The 20045-nt window shown below is 52.2% G+C and carries 23 protein-coding genes; 11 read left to right on the top strand and 12 right to left on the bottom strand.

Annotated features, from left to right (window positions below):
* Window positions 1-10 precede the first annotated feature (10 nt).
* From EVJ21_RS11180 to EVJ21_RS11170, 3 genes are all read right to left on the bottom strand, one after another.
* Entirely contained in the window at window positions 11-682 is a 672-nt protein-coding gene (locus tag EVJ21_RS11180) for a Crp/Fnr family transcriptional regulator (RefSeq protein ID WP_083274036.1), read from the bottom strand.
* An 11-nt stretch (window positions 683-693) separates the two neighbouring features.
* Window positions 694-1119, bottom strand: coding sequence for a DMT family transporter (locus EVJ21_RS11175; protein WP_070328066.1), 426 nt, complete (start codon window positions 1117-1119; stop codon window positions 694-696).
* A 110-nt stretch (window positions 1120-1229) separates the two neighbouring features.
* A complete protein-coding gene (locus tag EVJ21_RS11170; RefSeq protein ID WP_071398770.1) occupies window positions 1230-1889 on the bottom strand; it encodes a type 1 glutamine amidotransferase domain-containing protein in 660 nt (219 codons plus the stop codon).
* A 382-nt stretch (window positions 1890-2271) separates the two neighbouring features.
* Between EVJ21_RS11170 and EVJ21_RS11165 the strand changes: the two genes are divergently transcribed.
* Window positions 2272-3378: a glycerol dehydrogenase gene (locus tag EVJ21_RS11165; protein ID WP_070328064.1), complete on the top strand. Its 1107-nt coding sequence runs from the start codon at window positions 2272-2274 to the stop codon at window positions 3376-3378.
* Between the two features lie 15 nt (window positions 3379-3393).
* Here EVJ21_RS11165 and EVJ21_RS11160 read toward each other — a convergent pair whose 3' ends face one another.
* Both EVJ21_RS11160 and EVJ21_RS11155 read right to left on the bottom strand, forming a co-directional pair.
* Window positions 3394-3861 (bottom strand): hypothetical protein, encoded by a 468-nt coding sequence (locus EVJ21_RS11160; RefSeq protein WP_070328063.1) that lies wholly within the window; start codon window positions 3859-3861, stop codon window positions 3394-3396.
* Window positions 3862-3920: 59 nt separating this feature from the next.
* Complete coding sequence (locus EVJ21_RS11155; protein ID WP_016507949.1) at window positions 3921-4139, bottom strand: hypothetical protein; 219 nt, start codon at window positions 4137-4139, stop codon at window positions 3921-3923.
* Between the two features lie 207 nt (window positions 4140-4346).
* On the opposite strand from EVJ21_RS11155, the gene EVJ21_RS11150 reads away from it, so the two are divergent.
* Together EVJ21_RS11150 and EVJ21_RS11145 are read left to right on the top strand one after the other, a co-directional pair.
* Window positions 4347-5186 carry a M15 family metallopeptidase gene (locus EVJ21_RS11150; RefSeq protein WP_131465828.1) on the top strand — a complete coding sequence of 280 codons (840 nt, stop codon included), beginning with the start codon at window positions 4347-4349 and terminating at the stop codon, window positions 5184-5186.
* Window positions 5187-5265: 79 nt separating this feature from the next.
* The gene (locus EVJ21_RS11145) at window positions 5266-5601 is read left to right on the top strand and encodes an antibiotic biosynthesis monooxygenase (RefSeq protein ID WP_070328061.1); all 336 of its coding nucleotides are present in this window, start codon (window positions 5266-5268) and stop codon (window positions 5599-5601) included.
* Here the strand turns inward: EVJ21_RS11145 and EVJ21_RS11140 are convergent.
* Window positions 5584-6285: a CBS domain-containing protein gene (locus EVJ21_RS11140; protein ID WP_131457851.1), complete on the bottom strand. Its 702-nt coding sequence runs from the start codon at window positions 6283-6285 to the stop codon at window positions 5584-5586. The two genes, EVJ21_RS11145 and EVJ21_RS11140, sit on opposite strands and share 18 nt — an antisense overlap.
* A 113-nt stretch (window positions 6286-6398) precedes the next feature.
* Between EVJ21_RS11140 and EVJ21_RS11135 the strand changes: the two genes are divergently transcribed.
* Both EVJ21_RS11135 and EVJ21_RS11130 read left to right on the top strand, forming a co-directional pair.
* Complete coding sequence (locus EVJ21_RS11135; RefSeq protein WP_131457852.1) at window positions 6399-7130, top strand: AzlC family ABC transporter permease; 732 nt, start codon at window positions 6399-6401, stop codon at window positions 7128-7130.
* The gene (locus EVJ21_RS11130; protein ID WP_070328058.1) at window positions 7127-7429 is read left to right on the top strand and encodes an AzlD domain-containing protein; all 303 of its coding nucleotides are present in this window, start codon (window positions 7127-7129) and stop codon (window positions 7427-7429) included. The genes EVJ21_RS11135 and EVJ21_RS11130 overlap by 4 nt, the downstream gene beginning before the upstream one ends.
* A 39-nt stretch (window positions 7430-7468) precedes the next feature.
* Here EVJ21_RS11130 and EVJ21_RS11125 read toward each other — a convergent pair whose 3' ends face one another.
* A complete protein-coding gene (locus tag EVJ21_RS11125) occupies window positions 7469-8947 on the bottom strand; it encodes an HD domain-containing phosphohydrolase (protein WP_131465826.1) in 1479 nt (492 codons plus the stop codon).
* 116 nt (window positions 8948-9063) lie between these two features.
* Entirely contained in the window at window positions 9064-10836 is a 1773-nt protein-coding gene (locus EVJ21_RS11120; protein WP_131490547.1) for a mechanosensitive ion channel, read from the bottom strand.
* A gap of 224 nt (window positions 10837-11060) precedes the next feature.
* On the opposite strand from EVJ21_RS11120, the gene EVJ21_RS11115 reads away from it, so the two are divergent.
* The 4 genes from EVJ21_RS11115 to EVJ21_RS11100 all read left to right on the top strand — a co-directional run bounded on the left by EVJ21_RS11115 (window position 11061) and on the right by EVJ21_RS11100 (window position 13631).
* A complete protein-coding gene (locus tag EVJ21_RS11115) occupies window positions 11061-11474 on the top strand; it encodes a methylglyoxal synthase (protein ID WP_071398760.1) in 414 nt (137 codons plus the stop codon).
* Window positions 11475-11553: 79 nt separating this feature from the next.
* Window positions 11554-12375 (top strand): hypothetical protein, encoded by an 822-nt coding sequence (locus EVJ21_RS11110; RefSeq protein WP_016507933.1) that lies wholly within the window; start codon window positions 11554-11556, stop codon window positions 12373-12375.
* 115 nt (window positions 12376-12490) lie between these two features.
* The gene (locus EVJ21_RS11105) at window positions 12491-13006 is read left to right on the top strand and encodes a YflT domain-containing protein (RefSeq protein WP_131490544.1); all 516 of its coding nucleotides are present in this window, start codon (window positions 12491-12493) and stop codon (window positions 13004-13006) included.
* Between the two features lie 13 nt (window positions 13007-13019).
* Window positions 13020-13631, top strand: coding sequence for a YflT domain-containing protein (locus EVJ21_RS11100; protein ID WP_016507964.1), 612 nt, complete (start codon window positions 13020-13022; stop codon window positions 13629-13631).
* A 48-nt stretch (window positions 13632-13679) separates the two neighbouring features.
* Here the strand turns inward: EVJ21_RS11100 and EVJ21_RS11095 are convergent, their stop codons facing one another.
* Genes EVJ21_RS11095 through EVJ21_RS11085 form a run of 3 tightly spaced genes read right to left on the bottom strand, consistent with a single transcriptional unit; the run spans window position 13680 to window position 16955 of the window.
* The gene (locus tag EVJ21_RS11095; protein ID WP_035385822.1) at window positions 13680-14642 is read right to left on the bottom strand and encodes a 2-hydroxyacid dehydrogenase; all 963 of its coding nucleotides are present in this window, start codon (window positions 14640-14642) and stop codon (window positions 13680-13682) included.
* A gap of 39 nt (window positions 14643-14681) precedes the next feature.
* On the bottom strand, window positions 14682-15824 hold the full coding sequence (locus EVJ21_RS11090) for a YcjF family protein (RefSeq protein WP_016507890.1): 1143 nt from the start codon (window positions 15822-15824) through the stop codon (window positions 14682-14684).
* Window positions 15825-15836: 12 nt separating this feature from the next.
* Window positions 15837-16955, bottom strand: a complete 1119-nt coding sequence (locus tag EVJ21_RS11085) for a GTPase (RefSeq protein ID WP_131490542.1) — start codon at window positions 16953-16955, stop codon at window positions 15837-15839.
* Window positions 16956-17035: 80 nt separating this feature from the next.
* On the opposite strand from EVJ21_RS11085, the gene EVJ21_RS11080 reads away from it, so the two are divergent.
* A complete protein-coding gene (locus tag EVJ21_RS11080) occupies window positions 17036-17422 on the top strand; it encodes a VOC family protein (RefSeq protein ID WP_070328049.1) in 387 nt (128 codons plus the stop codon).
* 96 nt (window positions 17423-17518) lie between these two features.
* On the top strand, window positions 17519-18319 hold the full coding sequence (locus tag EVJ21_RS11075; RefSeq protein WP_070328048.1) for a formate/nitrite transporter family protein: 801 nt from the start codon (window positions 17519-17521) through the stop codon (window positions 18317-18319).
* Between the two features lie 45 nt (window positions 18320-18364).
* Here EVJ21_RS11075 and EVJ21_RS11070 read toward each other — a convergent pair whose 3' ends face one another.
* Complete coding sequence (locus EVJ21_RS11070) at window positions 18365-19825, bottom strand: alanine/glycine:cation symporter family protein (RefSeq protein WP_070328047.1); 1461 nt, start codon at window positions 19823-19825, stop codon at window positions 18365-18367.
* Window positions 19826-20045: the final 220 nt, after the last annotated feature.

Below are 20045 nucleotides of genomic sequence, written 5' to 3'. Positions count from 1 at the left end.
AACTGCCTCCTTATTCATACACCATGCCATTGGCACGTTCGTTTAATCGTTTCGCATCGAGAATCGTCACTTTCGTCCGACTCCGTTCGACGAGTCCCTCGTCCGCGAACGCTTGCAGCGTCCGATTCAAGTGGCGATAGCTCGTCCCGAGCCATTCGGCGACTTCCTTCCGTTTCAACTGACTCATCTCTTGTTGGAACAACTCATTTCCTGACGCACTGAGTGAGACGAGATAGCCTGCTAACCGCTCTTCAAGCGTCGACATCAGATGATTCGAGGAGGCGTTCGCCTCAATAAATAACTTTTCCGACACCCCGCGGAGAAGATGTTCCGTGAACTCGATCGTCCGGTTATGCGTCCGCAGCGCTTCAAACGGGATGCGCAGACACGTGACCGCCCCTACAGCTTCGACCGTATGCAGGACGTCCCGGCCGCTGGCGTACTCAATATCGCCAATCAAAGACGGCGCCGTCTTCAACCGCAAGAGTCTCAGTTTCCCTTCCTCGCTCAACGTATAAATTTTGACGCGTCCCTCTAAAACGACGAACAACGACTCAATCGTTTGATCGTTCGCACACAACATCGCACCGGTTGGAAATGTCACGATCGACGACGCCGCGAGTGTCTCCGTTGAAAAAAGATGGTGCCAGTTAAGGCGTGTTAACGCAGCTTCAACCCCCATGTCACCCCTCCTCACGTGAATGTGTAAATCCCGATACCGACAACCATCAAGGCGAGTCCCATGATCTGACCTTGATTGACAGGCTTCTTCTTCACCCCGAACCAACCGTTCAAATCGATAAGGAACGCCCCGATCAATTGGGCGACGAGCAACACGCAGATTGCCCACGTCACACCGAGTCGCTGGATGGCCGTCAGCTCTCCAAAGACGACGAAGACGCCAAACAACCCACCTAAACTGTAATACCATGGCACACGCCGGAACGCCGTCATGTCTGCATCACGTTTGAACGCATAAATGCCCAAAGCGAGTATGAGTCCGACAAAGTGGACGATCGTGACGGACAACCAGGCCCCGACTGCGTAACCAAGCTTTGCGTTAAAGATGCCTTGTAACGCGATGAACGTGCCCGAGAGTACTGCAAAAATGATTCCCATACTTACCTCCTATTCTCCTCGTCTGACTGTACGCGAGAATAAAATGCTTGAAAAGGACATATGTCCAAAAAAAAGAACAACCTAGGTCAAGACCTAGGTCGTTCGCATCATTATCCTAAAATTTTCACGATTTCTTCCGCGACTTGCTCAGAAGACTGCGGGTTTTGTCCCGTGACAAGGCGATCATCGACGGCGACGTTGACAGCCCAATTGTCGGCTTTATCAAAATCTCCGCCCTTCTCACGAAGTGCCGTCTCTAACAAGAACGGTACAGCTGAATCGAGTTGCATCTCGACTTCTTCAGCATCCGTGAATCCAGTCACGCGCTTACCTTTCACGAGTGGTTCGCCGTTGCTCAACTTGACGTTGACGAGGCCGATCGGGCCGTGACAGACAGCTGCAACGATATTGCCGCTCTCGTATACGTCTCGAACGACACGCTGTAACGTCTCGCTTCCTGGGAAGTCGACGACTGTCCCGTGTCCGCCTGGAAGGAAGACAGCATCATATGTCTCATCCGCTACTTGATCAAGACGGACCGTATCTTTCAACAAGGTTTTCGTATTTAAGATTTCTTCCGGTAATCCGTCTTCTAGACTGTTCGCATCGATTGGCACGTCTCCACCTTCGATACTAGCAATCGTTACTTTGTAGCCTTGTTTCTCGAACAAAAGGTACGGTTCAGCGAACTCCCCGAGCCATAACCCTGTTTCGTGGCCGTTCTCTAATTTATTGGCAGATGTCGTGACGATCAGTACGTGTTTAGACATGTGATTTCCTCCTTCTGAAATAAGCATACGAATTAAATGTTCCCGTTGTGGTTCGATTCAAACCATCGAACGCTCGACACGACGAGACGTCACTCTTTTTTTGACCTGGTCATTTTTTTGAAACAGGAACGGCGTCTGAACTCGTTATACTCGGATTATCAGTCATCAGGAGGGAACCATCGTGACCAAATCGATACTTGAATGGGGATTTCTCGCTGTCGCCGCTTTGATTGTCGTCCTCGTAGTACTCGGTGGAATGTGGACGAACATGTGACCTCGCTTCGCTGAGATGTCACATGATTGTTCGTTTGAAACACGCCTTAAATCGGGAACAGACACATGTTGTCCTATCGCCACATTCATTTGAGAAAGGATGTTGAATATGTCAGAACGCGTTTTCATCAGTCCCGCAAAGTATGTGCAAGGCAAGAATACGATTGACCGGATCGGAGAGTATGTCGGGCATTTCGGTTCACAGGCACTTCTCATCGCTGACGATATCGTCTGGAGCTTGATCGGGGAACGGGTGACCGCCTCGTTGACGTCGAGCGGTGTGAACGCCGAGAAAGCCGACTTTGTCGGGGAGGCGTCACGCCACGAGATCGAACGGATCGCCAAGGCGGCAGAAGCAAACGAGACGGCGTTCGTCATCGGCATGGGCGGCGGGAAAACGCTCGACACGGCCAAAGCCGTCGCCGATGCGCTTAATGCCCGCATCGTCATCGTGCCGACCATCGCCTCGACTGACGCCCCGACGAGTGCCCTCTCGGTCATCTATACGGATGAAGGTAATTTTGAGAGCTACCGGTTTTATAAGAAGAATCCCGATTTGGTCCTCGTTGACACGAAACTGATCGCCGAGGCCCCGGCCCGCTTCCTCGCCTCAGGGATCGCCGACGCGCTCGCGACGTGGGTCGAGGTCCGGAGTGTCCTCGCGTTCGGTGGCAAGACGATGGCAGGCGGCGTCCCGACGATCGCCGCCGAAGCGATCGCCAAGCGCTGTGAAGAAGTGTTGTTCGATTATGGGATTCCGGCCTATGAATCGGTAAAAGCAAAAGTCGTCACGCCGGCGCTTGAAGATGTCGTTGAAGCGAACACGCTATTGAGCGGTCTCGGTTTCGAGAGCGGTGGATTGGCGGCAGCCCATGCCATCCATAATGGCTTTACCGCCTTAGACGGGGAGATCCATCATTTGACGCACGGTGAGAAAGTCGCGTTCGGGACACTCGTCCAGCTCGCGCTTGAAGGACGGACGCAAGCCGAGTTCGAACGGTACGTCGCCCTTTACATGGCGCTCGATTTGCCGGTCACACTCGAAGACGTGAAACTAAAAGACGCGTCACGAGAAGATATCTTGAAAGTCGGTCAAGCAGCGACCGCTGAAGGGGAAACGATTCATAGCGGTTTCGACGTGTCGCCTGAAGATGTGGCCGACGCCATCATCGCCGCCGACCGTTACGCCCGCCTCTACCAAAGCAAACTGACCTAAAAAGACGAGGAACGGCTACTTGAGCTGTTCCTCGTCTTTAGTTGAAGTTACGAATGAGACGACGATGCCGAGCGCCATACAGCTGACTGTCAGCACGAAAAACGTCAGTTGATTCGCGTAAATGATGTTCGTGAACTGGTTCCAACCCGATGCGTACGCCGCATTTTCAGAAGCTCGTATCCCGTCCCGCAACGAACTTGCCTGCCCGAAGTTCACGTATAGACCGATCCCCGCCATCAATATGCTCCCGGCGAAGAGACCGACCCGCGCGAGACCGTTCACCGACGCGACCGTTCTCCTGGCGAGCCGGACGGTGATCCAAATGAACAACAAGACGAACGGCCAGCCAACCAACAAGACGAGCACGTACGGGTTTCCTTCGCCCGCTGGCTCCGTATAGGCGGCCGTCATCGTTTCACCGAGCTTGAATAACATAAATGTGATGAGCGTGATGATGAACCACGCCTTGATCAACTTCTCCATGACAACACCTCGTCCCCAGTATACCAAAAACACCATGCGCTTTCGCACACGGTGTCAAGTCACTCTTTCGGACGAACGGCGTAGTAGATCAAAATGACGAGCCACGTCCAAACCCCGGTAAAGATTCCGAGGATCGCGATGATGAAAAAACCGAGCGGGATCATCGATTTCGTTCGGTTGTAGTCTTTCCACATATTCGATAACCCTTTGATATTGAAATACAAAAAGGCAAAGAATAGGACGAGCAATAACAACGGTAAGCCAAAAATAAGTTCCATATGCGTCCACTCCTCTCTTCTGTTGCACAGTTCTTCTCTATACAATCAGTTTACTTCGTTTAAGCCCCCCGGCACATCGGGCTGGGGCAGTACATCTATCGGGTCACGAGACGGAGACTGTCGTTTGAGTATTCCCTAATCACTCGTCTTTTCATCATTTCAAAAAAAGGGAAAGGAAAACTATCCATGCATAAGGGGGTCGTCCTAATGAAACTCATCCGCCTGCTGCTCATCCTCGTACTCGTCTTCACCGCCTCGTCTACTTATGCCGCCACCCCGTCGCCTCAGCCCGGCTACACGATCAAGACGACGAAACTATACTGGCGGGCCATGCAATCGTCACCGGTCGCCAAGACACTCCTCACAAACACACCCGTCCGTTACACAACGTACAATCGAAGCTGGTCGAACGTCTACATCGGGAGCACCCGCTACTTCACACCATCGAGCAATCTAAAGGCCGGTATCCCGAAACTCACGTCAACGGAGCGGTTGCGGCTCGTCAACAAGCAACATGGCCTGTCCGCGTCCTATCGGTCCAGTCAACTCGTCACGCTCACCATCCCGACCGTCTATGCGAAAGGAAGCGAACGGACGCTCATGGCTGCCGAGGCGGCGCACGCGCTCGCTCGTCTCTACTATGACGGCCGAAAACAAGGACACACGCTTTACGCATTGAGCGCGTACCGGTCCTACGCCACGCAAAAATCACTCTACAATTATTGGGTCAACGCTCGCGGCACGGCCTATGCCTCGATGTATGTCGCTCGTCCCGGCCACAGTGAGCACCAAACCGGGCTTGCCGTCGATATGACGAGTCAACAGATGCGGATGGGACTATACGCCTCGTTCGATCAGACACCTGAAGGCAAATGGATGATCCAGAACGCGCACCGCTATGGTTACATCGTTCGCTATCCAAAAGGGAAAGAAAAGATCACCGGCTACAACTATGAGCCGTGGCATCTCCGCTACGTCGGTGTGAAGGAAGCGACGACGATGAAGCAAAACAACTGGACGTTCGAAGACTGGTGGGCCAAACACTAAGTCCGAGCATCTAGTCGCTAGGAAGCGAGGTGCCCCATGTATACTAGACGTGTACGAATTTGCAGAGGAGGACATCTCGATGTGGATTGTGATGAACAAACTAGATGTTGAAAAAGGGAAAGTCGATGCGGTCAAAGCCCGGTTCCAAACGACAAAAGGAATCGAGACGATGGACGGATTTATCCGCATGCAAGTGTTGACCGATACGTCTGACGAAACGAAAGATCAAGTCGTGATCATGACGACGTGGCGCGACGCTGCGAGCTTTGAAAACTGGCGCGACAGCGGTGCCTATAAACACGCCCATAAAAAACGGGACGACGGCACGTCTGAAGTGAAGCCCGTCGTCCTCGGAAATACCGTCACCCAATACGAGGTCGCGATCGAGCACATGGCCTCAACCGATCACGTATAAAATATCTTGCGGTCGGATGATACCGAGAAGCGGTTCACTCTCTTCCCCGGTCTCGGTGATCAAGAGCGCGTCGAGGCGCACACCGTCTTTCATGTTGATGAAATGTTGATGCGCCTCGATGACAGACGTCTCCTTCGCAACGAAACGGTAACGACGAAGGTGCGGATCGTGATGAAGTACGTCTTTAACTTGAACGCCCTCGAGTGACACGTGCGGGCCGTCGATTGTCTCGGCGAGCCAGCTGGTCACTCCTTTTTTTGTCAATAAACCACGCCACGAGCCGTCAGTGTTATAGACCGGGAACTGGGAATAGTTTTTATCCCGAATCTCACCGAGCACCTCGACTAACGCGTCATCGGCATTAAACGTCGTCACGAGTTTACGAAACAGCGGGATGACTTGACGCGGGTGCAACAGCTCCCGCTCCACTTCGAGCATCAACTCGACGATCGAGTCGTGCGGTTCGGCGATAATGAAATCAGGCTCTCGTCGTTCGTGGACAATCGCATTGCGTAGCTGACTCATTTGGTGCAAATCTTCTTTATACCGCTCGATGATCGGATTATGCTTGGCGAGACGGTTGACCATGTTGCTGAAGCTAAAATGTTGTCCGTCTCCCATCTCGCGGCTCAAATAATCTTCAATTCGGTGGTACGATGCGATAAATTCTTCGGCTCGACTCATATGTTCACTCTCCTTATCGCCTATCTATACCCTATTTTTTAATCGTTTGAGCAGGAAACCATTCCTTCGTCTCGAATGAATGGACATCACCTATTTTGAAAGGAGGAGAGCCGATGGCGACCCCGATCCAGCAAGCTACTCCCTTATCCAACCAAGACGCGTTCCGCTCCGGGATGCGCGCCGGTATCCCGGTCGCGGTCGGTTATATTCCGATCGCGATCGCGTTTGGTCTCCTCGCCAAATCGTTCGACATGCCAAACGTCATCACGTTGGCCATGTCGTTATTTATCTTTGCCGGTGCGAGCCAATTCATCGGTATTCAATTGATCATGGCCGGTTCGATGTATTGGGAGATCGTCTTGACGACGTTCATTTTGAACTTGCGCCATTTCCTCATGTCGGCCTCGCTGTCGCAACGGATCGAAACAACCTCGAACCGTTTCCTGGCTGCCATCGCGTTCGGGGTGACCGATGAGACGTTCAGTGTCGCCTCGACTCGGAACGAAGCGACACGTGGCCATTTTGTCCTCGGTTTGAACTTGATCGCCTTTTTCGCTTGGAACGTCGGGACATGGATCGGCGTATTTCTCGCTTTCGGTCTCCCCCAGTCAGTCCAGGCGAGCATGGGCATCGCCTTGTACGCCATGTTCATCGGATTGCTCGTCCCATCGCTTACGCGAAAACCGGTCATCGTCGTCGCGGCGCTTGCCGTCGTGACCCAAGTCGTGCTCTATTGGGGTGTCGCCCCGTTCATTCCGCTATCATCGGGTTTGAGTATCATCATCGCGACAATCGTCGCCGCCGGGGTCGGCGCCCTGCTTTATGAACAGGAGGGCGTAACATGATCAGTCTGTTCCTGCTCGTCCTCGCTATGGCGCTCGTCACGTACGTCCCGCGGCTCGTGCCGCTCCTTTGGCTGCGCGACTTGAAGTTACCGCCGCTCTTGAAGCGCTTCTTGTTGTTCACGCCGTATGCCGTGCTCGCGAGCTTGATTTTCCCGGGTATCCTCTATTCGACGAGCAGCCTGTCGTCAGCCTTGGCCGGAGGCGTCTTCGCCACGATGCTCGCCTTGCTGCGCGTCAACTTGATGCTCGTCGTGCTCGGCGGCATCCTCGGGGTGTACGTCGTCGAAACGTTCATCTGACAAACAGGTCTGTCTCCGCGGAGACAGCCCTGTTATCGTTTAGGCGGACAACGCCTCACGGCGCAGCTGAACGAACACATCGACGAACGCCGCGTCCCATTGGGTGCCACGCCCGCTCTCTAAAATCGACAGCGCCTTCTCGACTTGCATCCCTTGCCGATACGGACGGTCTGACGTCATCGCGTCGTAGGCGTCAGCGATCGCCATGATACGGCCGAAGAGCGGGATAGCTTCACCGGACAATCCGTCTGGATAGCCGTTCCCGTCGATTCGTTCATGGTGTGACCGTACACCCGCCATGAGCGGCTGAAGTGAGACCGGCAACGTGATCTGATTCAAAATATGAATCCCGATTGTCGGATGCTCTTGAATTTGGGCGAACTCGTGGTCTGTCAGCTTTCCTTCTTTCAACAAAACGTCGTCACGAATCCCAATCTTCCCGATATCATGAAGCAACGCCGATTTTCGGAGTAGCTCAATCTGCGCCTGCGGCCAACCTAACGCACATGCCAGTTCGACAGAATAGGCGGCAACCCGTTCCGAATGGCCGGCCGTGTAGGAATCACGGGCGTCGAGCGTAGCCGCGAACAAGACGAACAAGCTGTTCAGCAGTTGATCGTTTTCTTCTTCACGTTCATTGACGTTCTTCACCATCTGATTGAACCCGTTCACCAGCTGCGAAAACTCATCAGCGTACGGGTTGTCGATCGGTTTCAGCTCGCCGGCATCGAGCTGTTCGATCCCTTGTGTCAACGTGGCAAGCGGACGTTTGATGTTGTCGTATAGGAGCAGGCTACTGAACGTCGCGACACCGACGATCACGACCAAGATCAACCCGGCCCAACGCCAATATGCGTCGACTTGCTCGACGGTCGACAGTTGGACGCCCGAAGCGAGAATGAACAACATGACCGGAAACACCCCGATGACGAGCATACTGATCAAAAGCTTCGTCCGGACGCTAATTGACTGGTACGACGCCTGGAGCGGTGTATCGTACAGTTGCTCACTTTGATCTTGTAAATGAAGCAACAACGGCTCGACCGACCGATACGTCAAAAAGAACTCGATGAGCGCATGTAAAATCGCGATCAATACCGCCCCAAAAGCCGCCATTCCAATCAAACGGTACGGCAAATTGATCCAGTCTTGTTGAATCGCCAATGCGGTCAAGCTCATGGCCGGCACTGAAAGACCAAATAAATGAGGTCCTAGTATGCGCTTCACCGTCAACGTCGGAAAGTGACTCGTCTGATCGAACGCCTGTTGAAGCGCTTCGTAACTAGGCGCCTCACTTCGAAAGACATTCCGAATCGGCCGGATGTGACGCCGATATATCAGTAATTCGAGACTGATCATGACCACACCTGACACCGCCATGATGGCAAATAAAGATATCACTTCAGCACGGGACAGTTCGAGCGTTTGGAAGATGAACAGACCCCCGACACCGAACACCGCGATCCCTGAACCGATGATATAATTCATAATTAACGTATTTTGAAAGCGTTCAAACACTTTGACCCCTCCTATTCTTCACCGACTTCTCTCATTCTGTTTATCGACCAAAAATCACCCTTTTTCACAACACAAAAAACGAGCCTCTCACTAGAGAGACTCGCTCAGTTCACTGATTATGGACGACGTGGACCTTCGTTGTCGTCGGGTGAACGGTTATCTTCTGGCGTGATGTTTTCATGGAACGGGTTCGGTTCTGGACCGTCCACGTTCGTCACATCCGTTGTCCGATTCGTTTCACGTTTCAACTCTTGGTTCGTTTGATCCGCTTCACGTTTCGACTGATCGATACCTTGCTTCGCCTGTCGCTTCGCAGCTTCGGCTTCTTGATTCATTTGTGCTTTCTCTTGTTCGAGACCCTCTTTTGATACTTCCGTCTCGTCGATGCTCTTCTCAGCTTTTTTCAAGTAGCGAGCTGCTGTTTCACGTCCACCGAGACCGAAGGCAAGGCCGAACGCAAGGGCGACAGCACCGAGGATAAGCAGGAACGCCGTATTGACGATCATCGGTGCGATGCCGAGCTGACTGATGGCCATGAAGAAGGCGATCCCGAGAATCGCATACTTCGCGACGTGGCGTAGTACGCTCGGTTGACCTGACGCATCGACGAGCACGCTGCCGACGAGACGCTCTGCCATATTGGCGAGCCAGAAACCGACCGCCAAGACGATGATGGCTGCAATGACCATCGGCAAGTAAGCAAAGATTGCAGTTGCGAGCGAGGCCATGAAGTCGAGGTTAGCGACTTGCAGGGCTTCCGACACGAACAACAAGATGATGATGATTTGAACGATCGTACCGATTACTTGAGCAATCGACGTCGATGATGTCGAACGTCCACCGAGACCCATCTTGCTTGCGAGCGAGTTGACGCCCAAATTCTCAAGAAGTGATACGACCACCCCTTTGAGCCATTTGGCAACGAACACACCAGCGAGAATCAAGACGATTGCGACGATGATGTTCGGGATCATGGCCAAGACATTGTTCAACATGGAGATGGCAGGGTCTGAGATGCCTCGAATGTCGAGTGCCTCAAGTGCTGAGATTGTGACCGGGATCATGATCAAGATGAAGACGACCGTACCGACCGCTTTCGCCAGGCTTGACCCTTTCACGTAATCTGCCAAGTGAAGTTTCTCGGCAAACTTGTTGAGTCCTGCCGCTTCCAAGAACTTCGTCAAAATATCGCGGACAATTTTCGCGACGATATAACCGATCGCAAAGATGAGTGCCGCTGCGACGAGTTTCGGAATGAAGGCGAGGAAGCTGTTCAACAAGTCTTCAAACGGTCCACTGATGCCTCGGAGACCGAGCGCGTCAAGGACGGCAGGAAGTGCTAGCAACAACACCAAGTAGAAGACGATGTTTGCGACCGTGTCGACCCATTTCGTCTGGTTGACACTTGTCGACTCCTGACCTGTCTTCTCCATCAACTTGCTCAAGTTGAGGCGATGACCCGCCATTTGAATCGCTTTTTTCAAGAGCGTCGCGATAATCCAGGCGACGAGTAGAATGAGACCTGCTTTGACGACTCCGGTAATTAAACCTGAGAAGCCTTCATAGATTTGACTAAACGGCTGCGTGATCGCTGGCACGTTCATAAATTCAAAGATGATTAAGAATGCGAGAAGTAATACTCCAAAGAAGACGACTTTCGCGATGATTCGTTCAGGTGTCCACCGCTTTTCTTCTCTTCCGGGTTTATCAGGCTCCCCTTCTTGTTTGACACCAACACGATCGTCGAGGCGTGCTTTACGCAGCGCTTTACGTGTCACGTTTTCCAAAACTTTTGCCAAAATAAAACCGACGACAAGGACAAGAAGTGCAAGCAAGAGCTCTGGTAACCAAGACATGAACGTGTTGAAATTGTACGTTGTATCGTTCATCCGACATCTTCCTCCAATCTCTTTTGAAATGATTATTATTTATGTGACTCTCTGTATAAATACCAACATTTTCATCTCCCTAAACATAGACAATTTTTATCCCGAAATAAATATTAACTGGAAAAATGATTTTCTAGGAAAATTTTACCTTAATAAACAAGACGTGTCTTTCTAGTTCAAATATGATACGAATTAAGAAGAAGTCTTTTTAAGGAGGAGTCAAGATGAACATCGCCCTGATTGCCCATGATAAGAAAAAAGATGATTTAATCGTACTCGTCAAAGCTTATTCTCACATATTAGAGAAACATCATTTGTTTGCGACGGGAACGACCGGAAAACGCGTCGCTGAAGCGACGGGACTTCCGGTCCATTGCTTTAAGTCGGGACCGCTCGGTGGTGACCAAGAAATCGGCGCCTCGGTCGCCCGTGGAGAGATGGATATGATCATCTTCTTCCGCGACCCGTTGACCGCCCAACCACACGAGCCGGACGTGAGTGCATTGATGCGCCTCTGTGACGTCTACTCGATCCCGCTCGCCACAAACATGGGCGGAAGTGAAATCTTGATTCGCAGCATCGAACAAGGCGACTTTGAATCGCTCAAACTTTCCCATAACGACGAACCGCCTGTATGACCATTTTATATAGAAGAGAGGAATTGTCCTGAACCCACATGTATCGAACGACCCGACCGTACAGCAATTTTACGAACAAGTGCGAACGCATCTGTCTGAACTGTTAGACGACAAGTCAACAGCGGAGCGCTTGCTCAACAGCTTGGCCGGGTATATTCAACAAGCAGAAAGAAGCGGTCAATCCCTCGACGGCCTGACGAGTCAAGACCCACGCGCCTATGCGATGTTCTTGATTGAAAAACCAAAAACGAACGACGAGTATCGTCGCCGTTACCGTTCGATCATCGAGCAGTCGGGCGAACTTAAAATGCATGAGAAGGTGCAAGCGAACCGTGAGTTCGACTGGGCCGTCGAGCGGTTGAACGAGACGCAGCTCGAACTCCAAGACATCGAAAAGCGTGACGTCTCGTTTCTCGCCTACACAAAGATCGAGGCGATCAAATCGTCTCGCCGCATTTGGAACCAGTTCGGCTGGCTACTCGGCATGGTGCTCGCGTTCGCTTACGCCAACCTGTTGCTCGTCATGGACGACTTGTTCAGTCTGCGGCTGTTCAGTGCACCGACGACCTCGTATCCGCTCGATTACTTGGCCTTCGTGCTGCCGGTCTTACTGACCGGTGCCGTCTTCGGTTTACTGACGCGCTTCCGTCACCACTTTCAGACGATCAGACGGCGCATCTTGTTCGCACTGCTCATCATTCTCGTATATGTCGGCTTCGTGATCTTGATCCAACCGCTCCTGTTCACTCTCGGCTGGTCGTTTATAATTCAATTGACGCCACTCTATGCGATCATGTTGTTAGCGATCAGCGGCTTCATGGCGCTGTGGACACTCATCGAGTTTGTCTGGAAGAGCACGCGTTGCCATCTCGGGAACGATACGATGACAATTTATTATTAATGACGCCAGTCTCCAGGTGAGATGGCGTTTTTTGTTTGAACATTCGTCAGAACGGAAATTACTAATAGCGTGACGTCAATTTAATCGAACGACGAGATGATAAAGGGGGCAGACCATGTCAGACCGTAAAATGATTGGGTTATTTCATAGCGAGCAAGAAGTGATGGACAAAGTGAACGAACTCACAAAAGCCGGGGAAGCAGAGAAGAACATGCACGTTGTAGCCAAGCGGGACGGGGAAATTTCCGCATTGCGCTATCACACCGATGTGAACGCCGAGGCTGGGATTCGAGATGTCAATTGGTTAGACCGCGTCAAAGCGTTCCTGCACGGCAGCGACCGAATTCGCGATGAGCTGCGCAACATGGGCTTGAGCGATGCCGAGGCGGAGGAATACTATTCAGCCATCGACGACGGCAAACTGTTGCTTTACGTCGATAAGCATTCGTACGAGCGCTATCCGAATATGTATAAAAAAGACAGTGAGCTCGACCATGATAAAGGGGAAAAGGCAGACGGGATTGCATTCGACGCCAAACCGTTCAACGATCATGATGAAAAACCTCGTGGCACGAAAGAAGATCCGATTGTACGGGGACATTCCGGCTTAGAAGACCATCGTCGATTATAAGGAGGAGACAACCATGAGTGAGAAACGATTTATTAGCATGTACGACACGCAAGAATCAGCTCTAGGAAAAATCGAAGAGCTACGTGTCAAAGGATACAAAGACTCAGATATTTACGTCGTCGCCAAACATGAGGACAGCGTCTCGATTTTGCGCCGTAAAACGGACGTTCACACCGAGGCCTCGCACGATACAGGTTGGTTCGATAAAGTCCGTTCGTTCTTGAGTGGCCACGAAGACGTTCACGCCGGGCTCCGCAACATGGGGCTGAGCGAAGAAGAAGTCAACCGTCATTATAGTGACGTCGAGGCCGGCAAGATTTTGATCTATGTCGATGAAGACTACGAACGCCGTCACAATGAAAGTTTGACGATCGATTCAACGCCTTACACCGAGTCGAAGCACGATACGGGCCATCAAGGACATCATACCGCTGACGGTTTGGAAGTTGACTCGAAGCCGTTCAACGAATCCGCACCAGACAACCCGAACCGGGCCGTCGATCAAGAACAAGACACACTTGATGAAAAAGCCAAACTGAACGATAAAGAAGCGAAGCTTCGCGGGCTCGATGACCGCGCGTTACGTAACGATGTTGAAGATCCAGACAACATTCGCCGCTTTTAATGGACAGACGAGAGGAACCTGACACATGGCGTCAGGTTCCTCTTTTTTTTACGTCAAACGATTTTTTGGTTCTTTCCCTTCAAGTACGTTGACGATGGCTTCTCGGTTGAGCGCCATCATCGAGAGGCGCGTCTTGATCGTAGCGCTGCCGATATGCGGGAGCGTCGTGACGTTCGGAAGCGTCAAGAGCGGATGGTCCATCGCCACCGGTTCTTTCGCGAACACGTCAAGCCCCGCCGCCCAAATCTTGTTTGCTTTCAACGCCTCGTATAGCGCCGACTCATCGATGATCTCGCCACGGGCGACGTTGATGAAGACAGCCGTGTCTTTCATTTTGGCGAACTGGTCGGCGCCGATCATGCCGCGCGTCTGTTCGGTGAGCGGCGCGAGTACGACGACGAAATCGGATTGCTCGAGCAAGTCATCGAGTTCGGCGTAGACGAATCCATACATCGACTCCGATTCGTGACGGCGCGTCCGGTTATGGTACAAGACGTCCATGTCAAAACCGCGGGCCCGCCGTGCGACCGCCTCGCCGATGCGTCCCATCCCGATGACCCCGAGCTTCGCTTGATACAGGTCCATCCCGACGTAGCCCATCGGTGTCCATGATTTCCATTCTCCCGCCCGCAGATCACGTTCTGCCTCTCCGAGCCGGCGCCCGGTCATCATCATGAGCCCGAACGCGAGGTCCGCTGTCGTCTCGGTCAAGACGTCCGGTGTGTTCGTCACGACGATGCCGTGCTGTTTTGCCGCTTCGATGTCGATGTTGTTGTAGCCGACGGCCAAGTTCGAGATGACTTTAAGGTCAGGCGCTTGTTCAATCAACTCGCGGTCGATCGTGTCGCTGAGCATCGTCCATAGCGCATGAGCCGATGCTGCTTCTTTCAACAAGACGTCACGCGGTACGCTCACCGCCTCTTCGTCCCACATGTGGACGTCATACTTGTCTCGCAGCGGCGCCACTGCTTCTTCTGGCAGACGTCGTGTAATGTAAATCCGATTCTTCATATCCATTCCCCCTATTATCTCATCGTAACAAACTTCGAATCACGATTTGTCTTTCGTCATCGGATTCTCTTTTATGAACTGATCGAACAATGAACTAAAGTCACTGTTGAGCAGTTGTTCGATCGTCTTCGAAGAATCCATCGCATTGCGATACGCGACTTCATTGATGGCAAGGCCGATCGCCCAGGTGATGCCGGATGCCACTGTCGCATTGATCACGCTCGCCGCCACGTTCGCACCGGGGAAGAACTTCATGACGTTCAACAAGAGCGTCTTCGAAAGCGTCCGTCCGATTTGCGGGATGATCGTGCTGCCGATCAACGTTTTCAACATGTCATCGTTCGCTTTGACGCCCCAATAACGGAACAAGTGGACGCTCATCGTCACTTGGATCGGTGTCAACGCGATGGCGTCCGCGAACGGGAGTGGCACGGCAGCGGCCGTCCCAGCACTCGCGACATAGCCCGAGATGATCCGGTTCGCCTTCTTCCGTTTCAGCTTGAGCATCGCTTCGCTCTCCGCGTGAATCTCCATGAGCAACCCTTCTTGAAGTGACTGGTCGAGCTGTTCGACCGACCATGTGACGAGACGCTCCCAGTCAAGGTGGTCCCGAAGTTCGGCGTCGTTCAATAACTCATCGGCGACACTTACCTGAAAAATTGCGTCTTCCGGTACGACTCCAGCTAATTCGTTTCGCAGCGCCGTCAATTCATCCATGTCGACTTGATCGATTTGCGTCAATAAGACAGCGACCGAAGTGACGTCGTTCAACCGCTTGATCAGTGTCCGATCGAGCGGTGTGACCCGTTTCATCGAGGCGTTGATGGCGTACCAGACGAGGTGCATCTGCTCGGCCGCAGGTTTCGTCTGCGCCCGTTCGACGAAGCCGATGACTTCGTCGGCATACGCCTGTTGGCGCTCACTTCCGATCTCGTACCCTTCACTATCGTAGAGGACGATCGCGATGTCATCACTCATGAACTGGTGGATCCCACGCGTCACCGGCTCTCCGGCCGCCACTTTCGTCAAATCGCGACCAAACACATGGTTGACGACCGAGCTCTTCCCAGAACCGGTCGCACCGGCGATTAAAATATTTGGTTTTTTGACTTCTCCCCGCAGGCGACCTAACTCCTCTTTCAAATCGTACGCATCTAAATTAAATGGCACTTTTTTCTCCATATGACTTCCTCCTCATTGCTTGAGCGTACGCCCAAGCTGTTTCATCTCGTTCTCGAACCCTCGTTGTACGTCTTGAACGATTGCTTGCCTGACCGCCTCATACTGTTGGTTGATGGCTTTCTTTATGCCTCGCTCCGCCGTCCGGCGCTTGAACGCCCAGTAAATAAAATGAATGCCAGGAATCATCCCGAGCACCATCTTTCGAATCGTCCGCTTAAATGAATAATCAAAGCCGAGTTCGACCCGGCGCGTCTTGAATCCGACGTCCGCTTTTTTGCCGACGAGCGGATAGCGCTCCATCAGTTGAATATAATGCCGGACCCCCTGCGCCATCGCTTCTTCCGTCGTGAGCGCGGCCTGTTCGAGCGTGCTCTCCAAATCTTTTTCGATTTGACGCGCTTTCCAGCTGATCATCGCTTGCGGGGTGATCATCCGAATTTTTTCAGCCGAACGGTAACTGCGGTCGCGCCACGCTTCAAGCTCGTCTAATAAATGCCGGGTCAAGTTGAGCGGCAATTTCCGCTCGACGTCCTGCCAAAGATTCGTTCGGTTCCGCTGCCAGACCGTCTCATAACCGAGCGTCGGTACGACTTGTCCGCTCAGCAGCTTTTTTTCGACACTGTTCACCCGGATCATGGCGTCGCGGTCGATGCCAAGTTCTCGCATCAAGACGTCTTCCATCGCCTCGGCTTTCTCCACGTTCATCGCGCTGTCCGGATTATAGTTCGTCAAGATGATGGTGACGTTGCTCTCTTTCGCATAAAGCGGCTTCAAAATCGACTCGAGCTCATACGTTTCGACACGACCTGAGTTGATCGACAGCAAATAATAAATCGTGTGGAACCAGTCAGCGATGTCGAGTGCCCCTTCCCGCTTATTGACGACGGCGATGACCGCTTCATGCCATTCTTCAGACCGGTCGGCTTCAAGTCCCCACGTATCAAAAAAGCGGAACAAGATCCCGCGTTCAAGATCGTAATACTCGTATTCGTGCAGGCCTTCTGCCGTCACCGGGCTGCCCGCCCGTGACACGGCCACGTCACGTCCGTAAATATAGTTCAAGAAGGCGCTCTTGCCGACGCCTGTTTTTCCCGCGATCAATATGTTCGAGACAAGCCCCGTGTTGTCCATATGGTTCCCCCTGCAGTCGTTGTATAATACCATTATACTAAACGGCCGCTTTTGAAACGTCCGACGGAAGGATGAGACGCATGCTTCACCACGTAGAGCTCTATGTTTCTGACCTGAACAAAAGTTTAATCGCTTGGGACTGGCTCCTCACAGAGCTTGGGTATACGGTATACCAACAATGGGAACACGGAAAAAGTTATCGTCATGGTGAGACGTACCTCGTCTTCGTTCAAACCGAACCGGCATATCTCGAACCCTCGTACCATCGGAAGCGAACAGGACTGAACCACCTCGCCTTTCACGCTGAATCGGTGGAGCAACTCGAATCTTTTCGCAGCCGCTTGTCCCGTTACGGCTTCAATGAGCTGTACGCCGACCGTTTTCCGTATGCGGGCGGTCCGAACTACGTCGCGCTCTATTTCGAAGACCCGGATCGCATCAAAGTCGAACTCGTGGCGACGATGTGAACGGATACAAATCCCCTTATCGAAAGTTTGTGAAAACAATTGCAAACTTTTTTAAGACCTCCTAGACTTAAGTTGTCTAAAGGAGGTCTTATTCAAATGGAAAAGCAAGTTATCGATTATATGGAAGAAGCCGCCCATAAAAAAGCGACGCTCCTTCATCACTCGTTCGGTCAATACGCACTTCGCTCGCTCGTCGCCGGTTTTTTGATCGGAATCGGAGTCGTCTTCGCATTTACGGTCGGAAACATGTTCATCGACGTACCAGGGACGATGCTGTTTGCCGGCATGAGTTTCTCGGTCGCACTCGTCTTCATCGTCTGGATGGGCGGAGAGCTGTTCACGAGCAACACGATGTACTTGTATACCGGTGCGAAGCGTGGACGTGTCGCATGGAGCGATCTTGTCAAAGTGTGGGGCATCAGCTGGATCGGCAACTTGGTCGGCGCGCTGTTGCTCACGATCCTCGTCATCGGCGCCCACAGCATGGGTGACATGAATAGTGACCACTTGCTCGCAGTCGTAGCTGCTAAAAAGATGGGCGGTGACGCACTCGCCATTTTCTTAAAAGGAATTCTTTGTAACGTACTCGTCTGTATCGCCATCTTCATGCCGCTCAAGACGCAAAACGACGTCGCCAAAATCATGTTGACGATGCTCCCGGTCGTCGTCTTTTTCGCCGCCGGTTTCGAGCACTCGATCGCCAACATGGGTATCTTCGGGCTGGCCCTCTATTATGTGCCGTCTGAAGCCATCAACATCGGGCTCGCACTCTATAATCTACTGTTTGCCACACTCGGCAATATCGTCGGGGGCGCCTTGTTCGTCGCCGGCACGTACCTCCATTTGAACGCAAAACCTGGGACGGCGAACGTGGAAACGCTCCGCCAGAACGCATAAAAAGACAGGGGCCCCGATGCAGGGCCCCTGTTGTTGCGTAAATGATTATTTTGACGAATCGGCAGCGGCGATTTGAACCGCACCTTCTGCGACTTCGTCCTCGTCGACGTCCCAACATTCCGTGTTCTCGATGCCGAGCTTACGGGCCGAGAAGCGTGGGTTGAGACCTTGGGCCCGTTGCTCTTCGTAGTCACGAAGTACTTTGAAGGCAACACCGCCGAGAAGCGAGATGGCGACCAAGTTGATGAGTGTCATACCGGCCATGAACAAGTCGGCGAGACTCCAAACGAAGCCAAGGCTCGCGACCGAACCGAGGAAGACAAAGCCCATTGTGAGAAGGCGGAAACCGAAGACAGCGCCTTTGCTCTTCTTGATGAACTCGATGTTCGTCTCACCGTAGTAGTAGCTACCGACGATCGAGCTGAATGCGAACAAGAGGACACTGACAGCGATGAAGCCAGGTGCCCAAGCACCGATTTGCTCAGCCAACGCGTTTTGAAGGAGTGCGATCCCTTCACCGTTACCAGCCGCGTAGCTGTCCGAAAGGAGGACGATAGCCGCTGTCGCCGTACAGACGATCAACGTATCCAAGAACACACCGAGCGTCTGCATGAAACCTTGTTTCGCCGGGTGTGACACTTCTGCTGCCGCTGCTGCGTTCGGTGCCGAACCCATACCAGCTTCGTTCGAGAAGAGACCACGACGGACACCCATCATGATAGCCGCACCGACCGAACCGCCAAACGCTTGCTCGATTCCGAACGCGCTCTTGAAGATCATGCCGAGGACGGCTGGCATTTCTGTGATGTTCACGACGACGACATAAAGAGCGACGATCAAGTAAAGGACAGCCATGATCGGTACGACGATTGCCGAGAAGTTCGCGACCCGTCGGACGCCACCGAAGATGACGAGTCCTGTCAAGACGACGAGGATAGCGCCACCGACTGCAGCTTCGAGACCGAACGCGTTATCAAACGCTGCTGCGATCGTGTTCGATTGTACCGAGTTGAAGATAAGACCGAACGTGAATGCGATCAATACTGCAAAGATGATACCAAGGACGCGGTTGTTGAGCCCTTTTTCAATGTAGTAAGCTGGACCGCCGCGGTATGCGACGTCGTCTTTTACTTTATACACTTGAGCGAGCGTGCTCTCGATCATCGCGGTAGCGCCACCGACGAGGGCGACGATCCACATCCAGAACACTGCTCCCGGTCCACCGAGTGTGATCGCGACCGTGACCCCTGCCAAGTTACCAGTCCCGATTCGCGTTGCCGCTCCGATGAAGAACGACTTCGCCGAGCTGATGCTCTTACTATCTGTGGCGTCCGATTTTTCTGTGACGACACGGAACATCTCTTTTAAGTAGCGGAACTGCATAAACCTTGTCTTGACCGTAAAGTAAATCCCGGCCCCAATCAATCCGACGATAAGCACGTACGACCATAAGATGTTGTTTAAAAAGTCGACGCTTCCTTGTAACAAGTTTTGTACAGCTTCCATGAATAAGTTCCTCCCTGTTGTGGAAATCTAAGTTGAAGATTTTTTATGATGTCTTAGTTCTGAATTATACAAAGATTCTGACAATTAGCAACAATTTTTTTATAGGTGAGTTCACAAAAAATTCACATGACACACGACAAAAAGACTGAAAAACCGACACTTAAAGCGCTTACATGCTATTTTGGAAGAATGAATAAATCATCATTTTTATTTCGTTATT

It is taken from the genome of Exiguobacterium sp. SH0S2, from assembly GCF_004337185.1.
In the GTDB taxonomy this organism is placed as follows: domain Bacteria; phylum Bacillota; class Bacilli; order Exiguobacteriales; family Exiguobacteriaceae; genus Exiguobacterium; species Exiguobacterium aurantiacum_A.
This window is presented reverse-complemented; position numbering and strand designations above follow the sequence as displayed.